The organism is Streptomyces puniciscabiei, from assembly GCF_006715785.1.
Classification (GTDB): domain Bacteria; phylum Actinomycetota; class Actinomycetes; order Streptomycetales; family Streptomycetaceae; genus Streptomyces; species Streptomyces puniciscabiei.
Map to the genome: position 1 here is coordinate 3,309,450 of NZ_VFNX01000001.1, position 14,731 is coordinate 3,324,180.

The 14,731-nt window shown below is 69.5% G+C and carries 16 protein-coding genes, 2 tRNA genes and 1 pseudogene; 16 read left to right on the forward strand and 3 right to left on the reverse strand.

Annotation, left to right across the window (positions count from 1 at the left end):
- Positions 1-680 precede the first annotated feature (680 nt).
- The 10 genes and pseudogenes from FB563_RS15160 to FB563_RS15205 all read left to right on the forward strand — a co-directional run bounded on the left by FB563_RS15160 (position 681) and on the right by FB563_RS15205 (position 7,956).
- On the forward strand, positions 681-1,418 hold the full coding sequence (locus tag FB563_RS15160) for a GntR family transcriptional regulator (RefSeq protein ID WP_055708965.1): 738 nt from the start codon (positions 681-683) through the stop codon (positions 1,416-1,418).
- A 568-nt stretch (positions 1,419-1,986) separates the two neighbouring features.
- On the forward strand, positions 1,987-2,256 hold the full coding sequence (locus FB563_RS15165; RefSeq protein ID WP_055708966.1) for a DUF6284 family protein: 270 nt from the start codon (positions 1,987-1,989) through the stop codon (positions 2,254-2,256).
- Entirely contained in the window at positions 2,253-2,702 is a 450-nt protein-coding gene (locus FB563_RS15170; protein ID WP_199832963.1) for a Pycsar system effector family protein, read from the forward strand. The genes FB563_RS15165 and FB563_RS15170 overlap by 4 nt, the downstream gene beginning before the upstream one ends.
- Positions 2,699-3,400 (forward strand): annotated as a pseudogene (locus tag FB563_RS44010) (protein spdB); the annotation flags it as partial. The gene FB563_RS15170 and the pseudogene FB563_RS44010, both read left to right, overlap by 4 nt.
- Positions 3,401-3,894: 494 nt before the next feature.
- The gene (locus tag FB563_RS15180; RefSeq protein WP_055708967.1) at positions 3,895-4,257 is read left to right on the forward strand and encodes an RRQRL motif-containing zinc-binding protein; all 363 of its coding nucleotides are present in this window, start codon (positions 3,895-3,897) and stop codon (positions 4,255-4,257) included.
- A gap of 13 nt (positions 4,258-4,270) precedes the next feature.
- On the forward strand, positions 4,271-4,588 hold the full coding sequence (locus FB563_RS15185) for a hypothetical protein (protein WP_055708968.1): 318 nt from the start codon (positions 4,271-4,273) through the stop codon (positions 4,586-4,588).
- Between the two features lie 2 nt (positions 4,589-4,590).
- Complete coding sequence (locus tag FB563_RS15190; protein ID WP_199832964.1) at positions 4,591-4,761, forward strand: pRL2-8; 171 nt, start codon at positions 4,591-4,593, stop codon at positions 4,759-4,761.
- Complete coding sequence (locus FB563_RS15195) at positions 4,755-5,057, forward strand: hypothetical protein (protein WP_234357934.1); 303 nt, start codon at positions 4,755-4,757, stop codon at positions 5,055-5,057. The genes FB563_RS15190 and FB563_RS15195 overlap by 7 nt, the downstream gene beginning before the upstream one ends.
- Before the next feature lie 87 nt (positions 5,058-5,144).
- Positions 5,145-7,289 (forward strand): FtsK/SpoIIIE domain-containing protein, encoded by a 2,145-nt coding sequence (locus tag FB563_RS15200; protein WP_055708969.1) that lies wholly within the window; start codon positions 5,145-5,147, stop codon positions 7,287-7,289.
- Between the two features lie 205 nt (positions 7,290-7,494).
- On the forward strand, positions 7,495-7,956 hold the full coding sequence (locus FB563_RS15205; RefSeq protein WP_055708970.1) for a hypothetical protein: 462 nt from the start codon (positions 7,495-7,497) through the stop codon (positions 7,954-7,956).
- Here the strand turns inward: FB563_RS15205 and FB563_RS15210 are convergent.
- Positions 7,947-8,909, reverse strand: a complete 963-nt coding sequence (locus FB563_RS15210; RefSeq protein ID WP_063797131.1) for an HNH endonuclease — start codon at positions 8,907-8,909, stop codon at positions 7,947-7,949. The genes FB563_RS15205 and FB563_RS15210 overlap by 10 nt on opposite strands.
- 218 nt (positions 8,910-9,127) lie before the next feature.
- On the opposite strand from FB563_RS15210, the gene FB563_RS15215 reads away from it, so the two are divergent.
- The 6 genes from FB563_RS15215 (at position 9,128) to FB563_RS15245 (ending at position 14,432) form a co-directional block, all read left to right on the forward strand.
- Positions 9,128-9,823, forward strand: coding sequence for a class I SAM-dependent methyltransferase (locus FB563_RS15215; protein ID WP_055708972.1), 696 nt, complete (start codon positions 9,128-9,130; stop codon positions 9,821-9,823).
- Complete coding sequence (locus FB563_RS15220) at positions 9,820-10,470, forward strand: DNA cytosine methyltransferase (RefSeq protein ID WP_199832965.1); 651 nt, start codon at positions 9,820-9,822, stop codon at positions 10,468-10,470. Before FB563_RS15215 ends, FB563_RS15220 begins: the two co-directional genes overlap by 4 nt.
- On the forward strand, positions 10,467-11,357 hold the full coding sequence (locus FB563_RS15225; RefSeq protein ID WP_055708973.1) for a bifunctional DNA primase/polymerase: 891 nt from the start codon (positions 10,467-10,469) through the stop codon (positions 11,355-11,357). Before FB563_RS15220 ends, FB563_RS15225 begins: the two co-directional genes overlap by 4 nt.
- 349 nt (positions 11,358-11,706) lie before the next feature.
- Positions 11,707-12,852 carry a DUF3631 domain-containing protein gene (locus FB563_RS15235; protein WP_055708974.1) on the forward strand — a complete coding sequence of 382 codons (1,146 nt, stop codon included), beginning with the start codon at positions 11,707-11,709 and terminating at the stop codon, positions 12,850-12,852.
- Between the two features lie 180 nt (positions 12,853-13,032).
- Positions 13,033-13,230: a helix-turn-helix domain-containing protein gene (locus FB563_RS15240; protein WP_055708975.1), complete on the forward strand. Its 198-nt coding sequence runs from the start codon at positions 13,033-13,035 to the stop codon at positions 13,228-13,230.
- Complete coding sequence (locus FB563_RS15245) at positions 13,230-14,432, forward strand: site-specific integrase (protein WP_055708976.1); 1,203 nt, start codon at positions 13,230-13,232, stop codon at positions 14,430-14,432. The genes FB563_RS15240 and FB563_RS15245 overlap by 1 nt, the downstream gene beginning before the upstream one ends.
- A gap of 92 nt (positions 14,433-14,524) precedes the next feature.
- On the opposite strand, the gene FB563_RS15250 is transcribed toward FB563_RS15245, so the two are convergent.
- Positions 14,525-14,598, reverse strand: a tRNA-Phe gene (locus tag FB563_RS15250).
- 24 nt (positions 14,599-14,622) lie between these two features.
- Positions 14,623-14,697, reverse strand: a tRNA-Asp gene (locus tag FB563_RS15255).
- Positions 14,698-14,731: the final 34 nt, after the last annotated feature.

Below are 14,731 nucleotides of genomic sequence, written 5' to 3' on the forward strand. Positions count from 1 at the left end.
GCCCGGCGGCCCCCTGTTCCAGCAGGGGGCCGCAGTCATGCCGGGGGCAGACTGCGGCCAAAGGCCTGTGGGAGCACCCCGGTGGGGCGCTGGAGCAATTGCCTCACCCCCGCGACCGGCGATGCAAGCAACGTGTCCTGCGCCACAGTTGCTCATTGGTACTCGAAAAAACGGGCGTGTCGGACACTTATTGACGCCTTAACCGACATTGCGGGCGCCCTGTTAGGGTCCGCTCACGTGCAGCGATGTGAGGTACGCCCCATTTGCCTGGCCGTTATCATGCATCGAATTAGTTGGACAAGCCCGCTTTTTCTGCACCTTGCGAGGATGTGGCGCAAGTCACCTTTTCGATAGTCTTCCAGGTCAGCGCACCTTAACCTCTGGCCAAAGGTGCCAGGGTGGGGTGAGATTCGCGCCCACCAGCTCCGGAGTGCTCAACGTGATTCCCGTCACAGTCCTTGGTGCCTGGGTCTCATCGTCCAGGGCGTCCGTCCGTATCGGCTTGATCGGTTTGGGCTCGACCTCGTAGGTCACACGTCCCCCGGTCCTACTGCCCATCGCCCCTGGTGGGGAGAGTCCGTCGTGCTGCGGCAGCGATTCGTATCGCTCCCGTGGTGAGGTACCTGGCACCTCTGTGCCAAGCTGGTATTCAGAACCACCCTAGGGAAGTGAGGAGCTTGATGGCGGAGACCGCCAGGGAGATCGCCGACGAGCTGCGGGAGCGCATTCGTTCAGGCGAGCTGCGTCCCGGCGCCCGACTCCCGGGTGAGCCGAAGCTGGTCAAGGACTACGGGGTGGCCAAGGAGACAGCCCGAAGGGCCTTGACGCTGTTGGTGACCGAAGGGCTCGCCGTGCGCCGGAAGGGCAGCGGTACGTACGTCCGGGAGTTCCAGCCGATTCGGCGCGTGGCGAACGAGAGGCTTTCCCAGGAGCGCTGGGGTGGAGGTCGTTCCATCTGGAGCGCTGACGTGGGCCAGCGCCACATGAGCGTGACCGAGCTGCGTGTGTACGAGGCGTCCGCCCCGGACGACGTGGCCCAGATCCTCGAATTGGAGGACGGTGCCGCCGTCATCATCCGTGATCGCCTCTTCGCCGTGGAGGGCGAGCCGGTGCAGGCCGCTGTCTCATACCTCCCTGCTGACCTCGTGCGGGAGTCGGCGATTGCGCAGGAGGACACCGGTCCGGGCGGCACATACGCCCGCCTCGCCGAGTTGGGGGCAAAGCCTGTCCGGTTCGTGGAGGAGCTGCGGGCGCGGATGCCGAGCCAGGATGAGTCCGAGCGTCTGCACCTGGCCGAAGGGACGCCGGTAGTCGAGATCTACCGCACCGCGCTCACGGAAGACGGCAAGCCGGTCGAGGTGAACAGGATGCTGCTGGATGCCGGCGTCTATGTCATGGAGTACCGCATCACGGGCTGACCAGCACCACAGCAGACCCGGAGGGGCCCGCCATCGGTGGGCCCTTTTTTCGTGCCCTGTTGACCTCCCTAGGGATGTCTGCCTAAATGTCCCTAGGGAGGTTCGCCGCCCGGGGGCTCCGAAAGGGGCTTGTCCGGCGTGCGCGGATCCCTCAGGGGCCCGGGACAGAGCGGGCCGAGGGCGCCGGGGTCCTTGTCATTCACCCGAGGGCTTAGACCGAAAGGTCATGTCTCCATACGCCTGAAACGGGAGCGCGCTCCCGAAGGAGACCCACGAACTCACTGCTCAGCCACTCAAAGGAGCGGGCTGTGATGCGTCGACATACCTGGGGTGCTGCCGGTACGGACCGGTCGGCGGCATCCGCGCTTTTCCCTCGGTCCCTCTTCGGCTTCGCGGCGTCTGACGCTGCGGCCGGCTGCCTCTCCCGCCCGTGCGGGCCGCCATGCGCGGGGCCGGACGGGCGGGGGCGCGGGGAGCCGGATGTTCCGACTTCAACGGCGTGCGCCCCCGGTGCGGGAACACCGGGGGCGCGGTTCGGGCCGTTCCTATGCGAGAGGAACACGACCCAATGGAGCACATCGTCACTGTTCAGGACGCTGTTACCGCGTTCGCCGACTTCATGGAGCCGACGGATGCGGAGCTGGACGCGATCGAACAGGAGATGCCCGCGATCCTCGCGGACGTCGACCTGTTGGACGCGCAGATCATCACCCTGGACCGCACCCCGAGTGAGCTGGATGCCCGCCGGATCCGCCGGGCCCGCCGCCGGGTGCTGGCGGAGCGGGCGACGCTGGCGAACCGCACGGCCACGGCGAGCCTGCCGGGTGGCGCGGCATGAACCCCACCACCGGACAGAGCCTGATCGCCGCGCACGCCGAGGTGAAGGCGGAGATCGCGCGGACCGACAGCAAGACCAGTCTTCTGCTGGCGTTCGTCGGCGCGGTGTTGGCCGGTGCGTGGAGTGTCGGCCACGGCATGACGCTCACCCGCCCCGCCCTCATCGTCGGCGGCGTCGGCATGGGGCTGCTGCTGGTCGCGGCGGGGCTGCTGCTGCGGTCGGTCCGCCCGAACCTGGGCGGTGGGCACGGCTTCCCGCTGTGGGCCACCCTGACCCCCGATCAGATCACCGACGCCCTCTCTCAGGATCTGGCCGCCGACGTCGCGGGCCTGTCCCGTCTGGCCGTCGCCAAGTTCACCTGCCTGCGCCGCGCGGTCGACCTGACCCTTACCGGCGGTGCCCTGCTGGTCCTGGCCGCAGTGCTGGCGTTCGGGGGTGCGGCGTGAAGGCGAAGACCGCGCTGCCCGCCGTCGCGATGACGGCGGTGTCCATGGTTCTCACCCTGGCCGTGGTCGTGATGTGGCTCGGTCAGACAGTGCCATGGCTGGTCGCTCTGGTCGTCGGTCTCGGGATCGACGGCGGATGGCTGGCAACCCTCGCCTACGAACGCCGTCTCGCCGCGCAGGGCGACCACAGCAACGTCGTGACCGGAGTCGGCTGGTGCTTCGGGTCCATCGCGGCCGGCGTCCTGGTGGCGCACGCGCTGCTCACCCCGGACGGCTCCGCCGCCGCGTGGCTGGCCGTGGCCTGGCTCCCCGTCGCGGCTAAGGCGCTGTGGCTGGTGCACGGGCTGTGGGAGCGCACCGCGCTCACCCCGGCCGCGCTGGAGTCCATCCGGGGCATCCAGCAGGAGGCCCGAGATAGGGCGGCTGTCGACCGTGCCCGGCTGCGGGCAGAAGCCGTCACCGAGGAGACGAGGCTGACGGCGGTCACCGGTGCCGGTGCCCGCGTCGCCCGCGTCCAGGCCAAGACCGCCAAGACCCTCTCGGGGGCCTGGTCAGAACTGGAGCGGGCGCGGGCCAGTGAGGACACCGGCCTGGCCCTGGCCAGCGTGGCGGGCCGTCCCGCACCGGGTGCCGCGCCCTGCTGGGAGCTCCCGGTGTGGGGCCCGATCGAACCGGTAGCCGTACCGTCGGTCCCCTCGATCGACCCGGCCGACAACGATTCCACAAATGCGAAGAAATCGAACCAGACCGAGAGGATTCGGTCTAGGGCTGAGCTGCTGGAATCGACCCCGCTCGCGGTGACGCTGACCCGGCTTGCGGTCCCCGATCCGGTCCCGGCCGACGCGGGCAAGGCGAGTCTTCCGCTCAAGCCCGTTCCGGCCCTGACCGCCTCCACCGGATCGACCCCGCCGGGGTCGACTCGATCGGGGCGTCCGGTGGCGGCCGAGTCGACCGGTCCGACCGGGCGGGTCACGTTCCGGGTGCCGGAGTCGGCGAAGACCCCGCGTGTGAAGCGCACCCCGGAACAGCTCCTTAACGAGGCGCGGGCCCTGACGGCCGGCTGGCCGCAGTCCCACATCACCGGGGAGCGGATCCGCCGGGAACTGCACGTCTCCCCGGCCAACGCCCGAACGCTGCGGGATGCGCTGCTCGCCGAGCGCGCGGCGGGTGGTGACGGCGGGGCGGTCGCCTCGTGAGCGTCCGGTTCTGGGATCCCGACGGCGAGAAGTTCGGCATCCCCACCTACCCCCTGCACCTGGCCCCGGACGGGTTGGCCACGCGTCGGCAACTGCGGGCGCGTGGTCTTAGGCCGGGCGGTCAGGAGGTGGCGGCGCAGTTGATGTGGCGCTACTCGCGCGGTATCGCCGTCGCCTATCTCTACCGCCTGGACCTGGCCAAGCCCGTGAGGCCGATGACCCCGGCCCGCTGGCGGGCGCACGAAGCGATGATGCGCCCCCGCCGGATCTGCACCGCGTGTGGCAAGGACGTCGGTTACGTCGTGCGCACCTCCACCGGCCTGTGCGAGCCGTGTGACCCCACCCTCATGACCGCCTGAGCAAAGGACTGATATGGGCAAGCCTGACACCCGTCGCCTGGACAAGGCGATACAGCAGACCGAACGCATGCTTCAGGCCGTGCGTAATCAGGAGATGTGGCCGCTGGAGGGGCACGAGCGGCGCGCGATCCTGCGGGCCGTGGCCGGTGGCGCCTACAGCCTGCACCGGGGCAACGGCACCGCCCGCGCGGACAACAGGATCGACACCGTGTGGAGTTCGGCGGAGACCCGGCTTGTCACGGAGATCGCCGCGCTGAAGACCGAGCGGCAGCGCGTCGTGACCGAGCACGCGCAGGCCAAGGCCGCGAAGAAGTCCTCGGGGTGGTGGTGACCATGACCGCGCAGCAGACGCCTCCGGGTCAGTGCCCGCAGTGCTGGCAGCACGCCTACGACCGGCGCATCCACCGCAAGCTGGGGCCCCGCGAGGACTGCTCGCAGTGCGTGGACCACATGGTCAACGGCTGCCCGTACATCGTGCCGAAGAAGGAATCCCGCTGGTGGTGACCCGTCGCTGCCCCGCCGCGCACCCGGACGACCCCACCGCCTGTGTCGGCCCGGCCGTGGTAACCGTGGTGGACGCCACCGACGTCGGCGCCGACGGGTGCGAGCACCACGCCGCCCGGCTGCTGGCCAGTCTGTACGGGGGCCGCGTCTACCCGCTGCCCGACGCCCCGCCCGGCGCCGCCATCCGCGTCTTCAAGGCCGCCAACGGCATCCGCCCGTTCTGCTGGGTCGACGGCCCGCGCACCGAGCCGTCCCAGCTCAGCCACGCCGAGAACCGCGCCCGCAACAGTCGCTGATCCCGCGTAACGCCCCGCCCGCGCCGTCGGGCGGGGTACCCCTCGACTTCCCGCCCCCACTTGGGGGCAGTTCAGGAGACCTCTGCCATGGGCGACACCGTCGTTCACCTCTACAAGACCCCCGACCCCGACGACTCCGGAGGCTCCGTGGCCGGTGAGGGGTCGACTCTGACTCTCGTCACCGACCCACCGGCCGAACCGGCGGCACCGGTGCTGCCGTTGTGGGTCCGCTCCAGCCGCGCCATCAAGACCGCCGTCACCCACGAGACGACCCGGACCGCCGCCCGCGCCATGGCCCGCCACAGCCTGTACGTGGCCGGCGGCGCGCGGATCGTGGCCCGCCGTACCTGGGACGGCCGTACCGCCGCCCGGTACGAGCGGATGATCCGGGCGGCGGAGGCCGCGGGCAACCACGAGGCGGCTGCCGAGTGGGAAGAGCGCGGGCAGCGCTACCGCGAGGCACGCCACCGCCGCCGCATGGACCTGCTGCACTCCCCGCTGGACGCCGCCAAGGGCGCGGCCGTCAGCGCCGGTATGGGCATCGGCGGCTTGGTGCTGCTCGGTATCGCGATGGCGGTAGCGACCAAGGACCCGACCGAGGTCGTCACGCCGCTCATGGCGGTCATCAAGTTCATCAACCTGATGATCACGATCGTGCGAGTGGTGTGGGGGCCCGCGATCACGATCGGCCCGTTCCTCGTCCTGCTGGCGCTGTGGTCGGTCGGTGCCCACCAGCACGCCGCCCCGCAGTGGGCCCTGCCCGCCACCATCCGCAACGGCGAGGGCGAGCCGATCACCCCGTCCATCGTGGTCAAGGCCCTGCGTGACCTCGGGGTTCCCGCGCTGCGCAAGGCCATCACGGAAATGGGCGACGCCGGCGCGTCGATGCTGTCCCCGATCGTGATCGCCGGATGCGGCGTCGAGGTCGACGTCACCTTGCCCTCCGGGGTGTCCACGAACGAGGTGCAGCAGCGGCGCCGCAAGCTCGCCGAGAACCTCTCCCGGCATGAGCACGAGGTGTTCATCACCATCCCGCAGGCGGCGCGCACGGTGCGGCTATGGATCGCCGATTCCGGCGCGCTGGATGAGCCGATCGGCCCGTCCCCGCTGGTCACCGACGCCACCCTGACCGCCAACTACAAGACCGGCAAGGCCCCCTGGGGTGAGGATCTGCGCGGGGATGCCGCCGCGCTGAGCCTGTACCAGCGGCATCTGCTGGTCACGGGTCTGTCCAACCAGGGCAAGACCGCCGCGCTGCGCGCGCTCGCCCTGTGGGCGGCTCTGGACCGAACAGTGGAATTCCGGATCGCCGACCTCAAGGGCGCAGGCGACTGGGCCATGTTCGACGGCCTGGCAACCGTGCTCATCCAGGGTCCGGCCGATGAGCAGGTCATCGAGGCCACCGAGATGGTTGAGGGCCTGGTGGAGGAGATGAACCGTCGGATCGAGGTCCGCCGCTCCAACCCCGGCGCGGTGTTCGAACCGCTCATCGGCATCGTGGACGAAGCACAGGTGGCGTTCATGTGCCCGGCCGTGGACGAGGACAAGCGGCCCTACGGCGGATCCAAGGCCACCAGCCGGTACTTCATGGCCGTCCGCAAGGTCCACAACCAGGGCCGCGTGGTCGACGTGCTGATGTGGGAGGGCACCCAGGACCCCACCGACCAGAACCTTCCCAAGCTCGTGCGCGAGGGCGCCCACACCCGCGCCTCCCTCGCCCTGGGTACCGAGTCTCAGTCCCGCATGGCACTCGGGGACAAGGCCGTCGACGGCGGCGCCGCCCCGCACCTGCTGCGTCAGGGCCTGGACAAGGGAACCCTGGTCGTCGCCTCCGACGGCATCGAGATCCCCAAGGGCCAGTCGTCCATCACCGTGCGCACGCACTTCATCGACGACGAGGGCGCCACCGCCATCACCGACCGGGCCAAGGCCCTGCGTACCGGCGTCGTCACCCTGCACGCCATCGAGCGCGACAAGGAGCGGGACCCGCTCGCCGACATCGCGGCCGTGGTCGGCACCGATGCCCGCGTGCGCACGCAGGAGGTCATCACCCGGCTCGCCGGCCTCAACCCGGAGGCGTACGGCGGCTGGTCGTTCCTCGACCTCAAGCGCGTCATGGACGGCACCGGGGCCGAGCCCTACAAGTCCGACGGCGTGATGGTCATCAGCCGTGACCGCCTCGCCCACGCCCTCGCCGACCGCGACGACACCGGTTCCGCTTCCGCTTCCTGACGGCAGGGAGGCGACCCCCGCCGGTCAGGGAGGCAGGGAGAACTCCCTGAAGCCCTCCCTGACCCGCCTCCCTGGCCCTGACCAGCACAAATGATCGTCCAGGGAGTCAGGGATTCCTCCAGCTCAGAGGCCCGAAAACCCCTCCACACGGCATCCCGAAGGGGGTGCCTCAGCTTCCCTCACTCAGTACCGGAAGGGATTCCGCATGCACCCCGACCGCACCGACAACGCGCCCGCCGTACGAGCCCAGGAAGTCCACCAGCCCACCCCCCTCGTGGCCCCGTACACGGCGCCCCTGTCCGCCGTCCAGCCGCACACGGTGCCGACGGTCGCGAGCGTCGTCCTGGCGGACGGCCGTGTCGTCACCGGCTACGCCATCGAGCCGGTCAAGCCGGAACCGGTCACCGCCAAGCCGGTCGTCGCCCGCGCGGCGGTGAACGTTGCCCTCGGGGGTGTCGGGTTCCTCGCCCTGTGCGGCGGACTGCTGCTGCTCACCACGTTCATCACCGCCCTGACTGCCCTCATCACCCAGCTCATCACCCTCGCTGCCGTCATCTTCGGCGGATGGATCGCTGCGCAGATCTTCAGCGGCCGCGGCCACGGCGAGGGCGGGACGACGGTGAACATCCGCAAGGCCGTCATCAAGCGCAACCGTTTCTACAGCTGATCGGACTGCGGGTTGCTGTGCTGCTGCCTGTCCTGACGATGGATATCCCAGTGGGCTCCGAGCCACACGCGGTGCTGCGGGTGCAGCGTCAGGGCAAGGGTCTGACCGTCCATCTGTCCGTACAGCGGGTAGCTGCGGATGTCGTCACTGACGTCCAGGGTGGCCGTATCAGGGTTCACCGCGATGCGGCCCAGGTCGAACAGACGATGCAGATCGCGGCGCAGCAGCAGACCACCGTATTCGTGGTGCTCACCGGATTCGGCATAGCTGTACAGGTGCGCCGCTTCGAGTGCGGCGGCTGGTGCAGGGCCGCTGAACGCGCACACTTCGCCCTGCTCTTCCAGCAGACGCTTACGGAACAGTGCTTGCCCTAGGCGCACTTCGACGGAGGCGCGGCGGTGTCCGCCCCGGATGACAACGCGTGCGCTGTCGGTGATGTCCGCAGGCACGCGAGCGCCTGCGGCCAGCAGGGCGGCGCGCACCTTCTCCCAGCGGGCGGGACGCATGGCGTGCTGCGACGCCGGCTTGTCACACAAGGCCCGTACCTGGGGGCCGGTCAGACGTCCGCTCAGGTCCTGCCAGGCCCTGCTGTGGTGGGACCGGTACGTCGTGACGGCCCTCGTGCGCGTGCCGGGATCGTTGAACCTCTCCCGGCATGTGGCGCACCACCACCGCTGGTCACCCGTCTTGAGCGGCTTGAAGGATGCCTTGTTGCACGCGCGGTGGAAGTAGGTGCTCTTGATCTCGCTGCCCACGTCTATCCGCTCTATGACGGATATACCGAGCAGCTTCTTCTTGTCCCACAGCGCAATCAGGTCGCCTGCGGCCAGGTTGGCGTGCTGGGGAACGGTGCTGTCCCAGCTGTAGTGCCGGGCCGGGTCGTCGTCGTAGCCATCGTTCCCGCCGTGCACACGCTCGGCGCCCACCGCCAGCACAAACCACGTAGTTGCCATGGCTGTCCGCCCCCCTGTCCGGTTGTCTCCGCGCCTAATGCCCGGTTTGGCCAGACACAGTAATCCGCCGCACTGACAGCCGGTCCCAACCAGCGGAAATGCAGGTCCTTCAGCCAACTAGACATCGAGCAAACCAACTTGCCCGGAGCGGGCCAACTCTCGCCAAAGAACCCGGCCCGCTCCGGTCTCCGTCCGGTACAGAACTGGAGACAAACAGCATGACCCAACCCACCGACATCCGGCGAGTGCGCGGCCACCGGCCGCGTCTGCTGGACCTGTTCTGCTGCCAAGGTGGCGCCGCCAAGGGCTACGCCGACGCCGGGTTCGACGTGACTGGCGTCGACAAGGAGCGGCAACCACGCTACCCGTACCGGTTCGTGCAGGCCGACGCCATCGCGTTCGTGCTGGAGCACGGGACAGGATTCGACTTCATCCACGCCTCACCGCCATGCCAGCACGATAGCGACTGCCAGCGGATCCAGGGGCGCGAGCACCCCGACCTGATCGCCCCTACCCGCGCCGCGCTGGAGACGGCCGGGCGGCCGTGGGTGATGGAGAACGTGGGCGGAGCGCTGCCCAAGCTGCGTGGTCCGGTGATGTTGTGCGGGCAGATGTTCCGGCTGGAGAACTACCGGCACCGCTTCTTCGAGCCCGGCGGAGGCTTCACCCTCGACCAGCCCGGCCACCCCGCCCACCTGGTCCCGCAGGCCAAGATGGGCCGCCCGGTCCCGCCCGGCCACTACGGCCAGTTTGTCGGCAACTTCTCCGGCGTCGCCCTCGCCCGCCGGGTGCTGGGGGTGCCGTGGATGAACCGCGACGGCATCCGCGAGTGCATCCCGCCGGCCTACACCCACCACATCGGCACGGCCGCGCTCGCCCTGCTCGCTACGGACCGCCTGGGGGTGGCCGCATGACGGCGAGCGTGCTGCCGCTGCGGCGACCCAACGGCCTGCGGGTGCTGGACCTGTGCTGCGGTGCCGGGGGCCTGTCCATGGGCTACTACCTGGCCGGGTTCGACGTCGTCGGCGTCGACATCCACCCCCAGCCCAACTACCCCTTCACCTTCGTCCAGGCCGACGGCCTGGAGTACTGCGCCGATCACGGCCACGCCTTCGACTTGGTCCACGGGTCGTGGCCGTGCGAGCGCTACGCCACCGTCACCAGGTGGCGCGGCAACCCGGACAACCATCCCGACCTGATCAGCCCCGGCCGCAAGGTCATGCAGGCGACCGGGCGGCCGTGGGTGATGGAGAACGTGCCCGAGACCGCGGCGGCGGGTCTGCTGCGGCCGGATTACCTGCTTTGCGGCACCCAGTTCGGTCTCAGCCTCCGCCGTCACCGCGTCTTCGAGACGTCCTGGGGCGGGGGCGGGGACCTAGTCCCGCCCTGCTGGCACCGCAAGGGACTGCTCGCCTTCGAGCACAAGGGCGAGCGCGCCTACGCCGACGCCATGGGCTGCACCTGGATGACCAACCTCGAAGCCCGAAAAGCCGTACCCCCCGCCTACACCCGCTTCATCGCCGCCCAGTACCTGGCCCTGGAAGGAAGGACCGCCGCGTGAAGACCACCCTGCTGCATGCCGCGCTGCAGGCCGCCGAACAGGGCTGGCACGTCTTCCCGCTCCGCCCCGGCACGAAGCGGCCTGCCCTGCACGGCGAACAGGCCTGCCCGCGTACCGGGCCATGCTCGAGCGGCCACCTGAAGTGGGAGCAGCGCGCCACCACCGACCCCGACCGCATCCATGCGGCCTGGTCACGGGCGCCGTTCAACGTCGGTATCGCCACTGGTCCATCCGGGCTGCTGGTCGTTGACCTGGACGTGCCCAAGGACAAGGGCAGTTCGGACGCGCCTTGCGGCGCGGCGACCTTTGGAGCGCTCTGCGAGCGCGCCGGGCACGCCGTCCCGGCCACCTACCGGGTGCGGACCGCGAGCGGCGGGAGGCATCTGTACTTCAGCGCCCCGCCCGGCGTCCGTCTGGCCAACACGGCTGGAACCGTAGGGGGGTTGGTGGACACCAGGGCATGGGGTGGGTACGTGGTCGCCGCCGGCAGTATCACGCCCGCCGGAGCGTACGAGTCGCTGTGCGGCCTTGAGACGGCCGTACTGCCCGAGTGGCTGCAAACCATCCTGCAACCGGCCCCCGCGCGGCCTGTGGGCCCGTTGAGGCTGCCTGCGGTGGACGGCAGCCGCGCGGCACTGGCCGCGCTGGAAGCCGAATGTGCGGTCGTGGCCGCCGCCCCCGAGAGGCAGCGCAACAACACGCTGAACCGGTGCGCCTTCAAGGTGGGGCGGTTCGTCGCGTGGGGCGACCTCCCCCGGCACGTGGCGGAGGAGGCCTTCCAAGGGATCGGCGAGGCGGCTGGACTCACCGCTGCCGAGTGCCGCACCACCATCCGCAGCGCCCTGGACAGCTCCATCAGCAAGGCCCGACCCAGGGACGCGGCATGACCGCCACCGCCACCCTCCCCTTGGAAGGCCGACCCCCGGCACCCACAGGCCCACAGGCCGCTCCACAGCCTGTGGACACGGCGGCCGTAGGCGAGCCGAAGGGCGCCGCCCGTAAGGGCGTCCGAACTGCTCTTCGTTCTGACCCGCACACCGGGGACGGCTGGTACCCCGTCGCGTGGCTGCACATCTGTGCCCCGCGCGGCACGGTGCCCACGGCCACCTCGAAATGCCTGTGCGGCTGGGACCGAAGCGCCGTCGGCCACGCCCGGGTGCTCGCCCTGATCGAAGCTCACACCGCCCACCGCGACACCTGCACGCTCCGCAACCCCCAGGAAGGAAGGGCCGCTGCATGACCCCCACCATCGACGGGGCCGCGCTGCTGGACGAGGTGGAAGCGTTCCACCGGCGTTTCAACGTCTTCCCGACCGAGGCCGCCTACGTCGCTGTCGCGCTGTGGGACGCCCACGCGCACCTGCTGGACTGCTTCGACTCCACCCCGCGTCTGGCCTTCCTGTCCCCGGAACCGGGCTCCGGTAAGTCCCGCGCGCTGGAGATCGTGGAAACCCTCGTCCCGCAGCCCATGACGGCCGTCAACGCGTCCGCCGCCGCCCTGTTCCGATCCGTCTCCAACCCCAACGGCCGGCCGACGATCCTGTTCGACGAGATCGACACGATCTTCGGACCGAAGGCGGGAGACAACGAGGAACTACGCGGATTCCTCAACGCCGGACACCGCCGCACCGGGGTCACCTACCGGTGCATCGGCGACGGCGGCAACCAGACTGTGCAGGCCTTCCCCTCGTACGCCGGGGTCGCCGTCGCCGGACTCGGCAACCTGCCCGACACGATCATGACCCGCTCCGTCATCATCCGGATGCGCCGCCGGGCGCGCAACGAACGCATCGAACCCTTCCGGGCCCGCATCCACGAGGCGGAAGGCCACCAGCTCCGTGATCGACTCGCCCAATGGGCCGAACACGCCCGCGGGTTCGTCATGGGAGCCTGGCCCGACATGCCCGACGGCGTCACCGACCGCCCGGCGGACGTGTGGGAACCCCTGCTCGCCGTCGCCGACGCCGCCGGCGGCGCCTGGCCCGAACGGGCTCGCGCGGCGTGCGTGACGCTGGTGACCGCCTCCAAGACCAACGACAAGGGCAGCCTGGGAATCCGGCTACTGACCGACCTGCGCGACCACGTCATGGTCGGCATCGACCGGCTGCCCACCGTCGCCATCCTGGACCGGCTCAACGCCCTAGACGACGCCCCATGGGCCGACCTGCATGGCAAGCCTCTCGACAACCGGCGCCTGTCCAAGATGCTCGCCGAGTACATGACGGCCGACACCGAGCCGATCACCTCCCGCAACATCAAGACCGCCGGAAGCGTCCTCAAGGGCTACTACGCCGCCGATCTGCGCGACGCGTGGGCCCGCTACTGCCCCCCTCCTCCGGAAAGTCCGCTACCTCCGCTACCGGACACGGAAAACGCGGCCTGACCAGCAACAACGGGGTAGCGGCAAGCCGCATCGCGAGCCGCTACCCCGCCGCTACCCATCCGCTACCGCTACCCCTTCCCGCTACCTCAAACAGGCCCCTGACCTGCGCGGTAGCGGCGGTAGCGGAAGTAGCGGCCCCCAGAGAGGCCCCCGAAGGACTGCCCGCGGAGGAGTCAACGCATGAGCACCGCCCTGCCCCCGAGCCACGAGGCGCTCACGGTCCCCGAGGTCATGGCCGCACTGCGGCTGAGCCGCTTCAAGGTCTACGACCTCATCAGGTCCAAGCAACTCCCGAGCTTCACCATCGGCCGCGCCCGACGCGTACCGGCCGATGCCCTCCGCACCTACATCCAGAACCGTTTGGGAGACGACGACTGATGGCCAAGCGTGCCAACGGCGAAGGCAGCATCACCATCCGAAAGGACGGCACGTACCACGGCCGCGTGTACGTGACCACGACGAGCGGCATCCGTAAGCGCGTCTCGGTCTACGGCAAGACCCGTGACGAGGTACGGCAGAAGATCACCGAACTCCAGGCTCAGGAGAACCAGGGCATCCCGGTGCCTGACACGAACATGAACCTGGAGGACTACCTCACCTACTGGCTCGCCACGGTGGTCAAGGTCAACCGGCGCCCCAAGACCTACCAGGGCTACGAGAGTGTGGCGCGTGTCCACCTCGTTCCGGGACTGGGCCGGAAGAAGATCCGAACCCTACGGGCCGCCGAGGTCCGGACGTGGCTCGCTCGCGTTGCATCCGAGTGCCAGTGCTGCAAGCACGGCTGGGACAAGGAGCGCCCGGAGCCGGAGTGCTGCGCGGCGGGCGAGTGCTGCAAGACCCTGCTGTCCCGCCGCATGGTGCAGTCCATTCACGCCGTACTCCGCAACGCGCTGCAGAACGCCGTGCGGGAGGAACTGATCGTGCGGAACGTCGCCCAGCTCGTACAGGTCCCCACGCCCTCGTACGACACCGGGAAGGGGCTGAGCGTCGCCGATGCACGGCTTCTGCTCCGTGCATCCGGAGACGACCGGTTGCACGCCGTCTACGTGCTGGCCCTGGTCCTGGGGATGCGGCGCGGCGAGTTGCTGGGGCTTCGGTGGGACACGGTCGACCTCGACCGAGAGACGCTCACCGTGGAGCGAGCGCTACAGCGCGTCGGGGGAGAGCTGCGACTCGTCAAGCCAAAGACCCTGGCATCCGTCCGCACGGTTCCGCTGCCGCCCCTCGTGGTGAAGGCGCTCGCCGAGCACCGTGAGCGGCAGGCACAGGAGCGGGCCGCCGCCGGCACGGAGTGGAAGGAACAGGGCCTGGTCTTCACGTCCCGCATCGGCACCCCGCTGGAGCCAGACAACCTCCGGCGTAGCTGGTACCCGCTCCGGAAGCGTCTCGGTCTGGAGATCCGGTTTCACGATCTCCGGCACTCGGCCGTGTCGCTCCTGCTGGACATCGGGGTGCCGCCCCACATCGTCCGGCAGATCGTTGGACACAGCGATATCGGGGTGACCATGAAGGTCTACGCACATGCCTCCCTGGACGAACAGCGGAAGGCGCTCCGGAAACTGGGTGACACTCTCTCCTGAGACCCGTTGGCGTACGGGTTGGCGTAGACGGCACGAAAGAGCCCCTCCCCGGCGGAATCGGGGAGGGGCTCAAGCCCTGGTCAGGGCGGCGGTGGCTGGGGCCGGGGTCGAACCGGCGACCTTCCGCTTTTCAGGCGGACGCTCGTACCAACTGAGCTACCCAGCCACGGTGTTTCACGTGAAACACCAGCGGTCCTGACGGGATTTGAACCCGCGGCCTCCACCTTGACAGGGTGGCGAGCACTCCAAACTGCTCCACAGGACCAAGCTTGCGTGCAACAGTGTCGCACACGGTATTG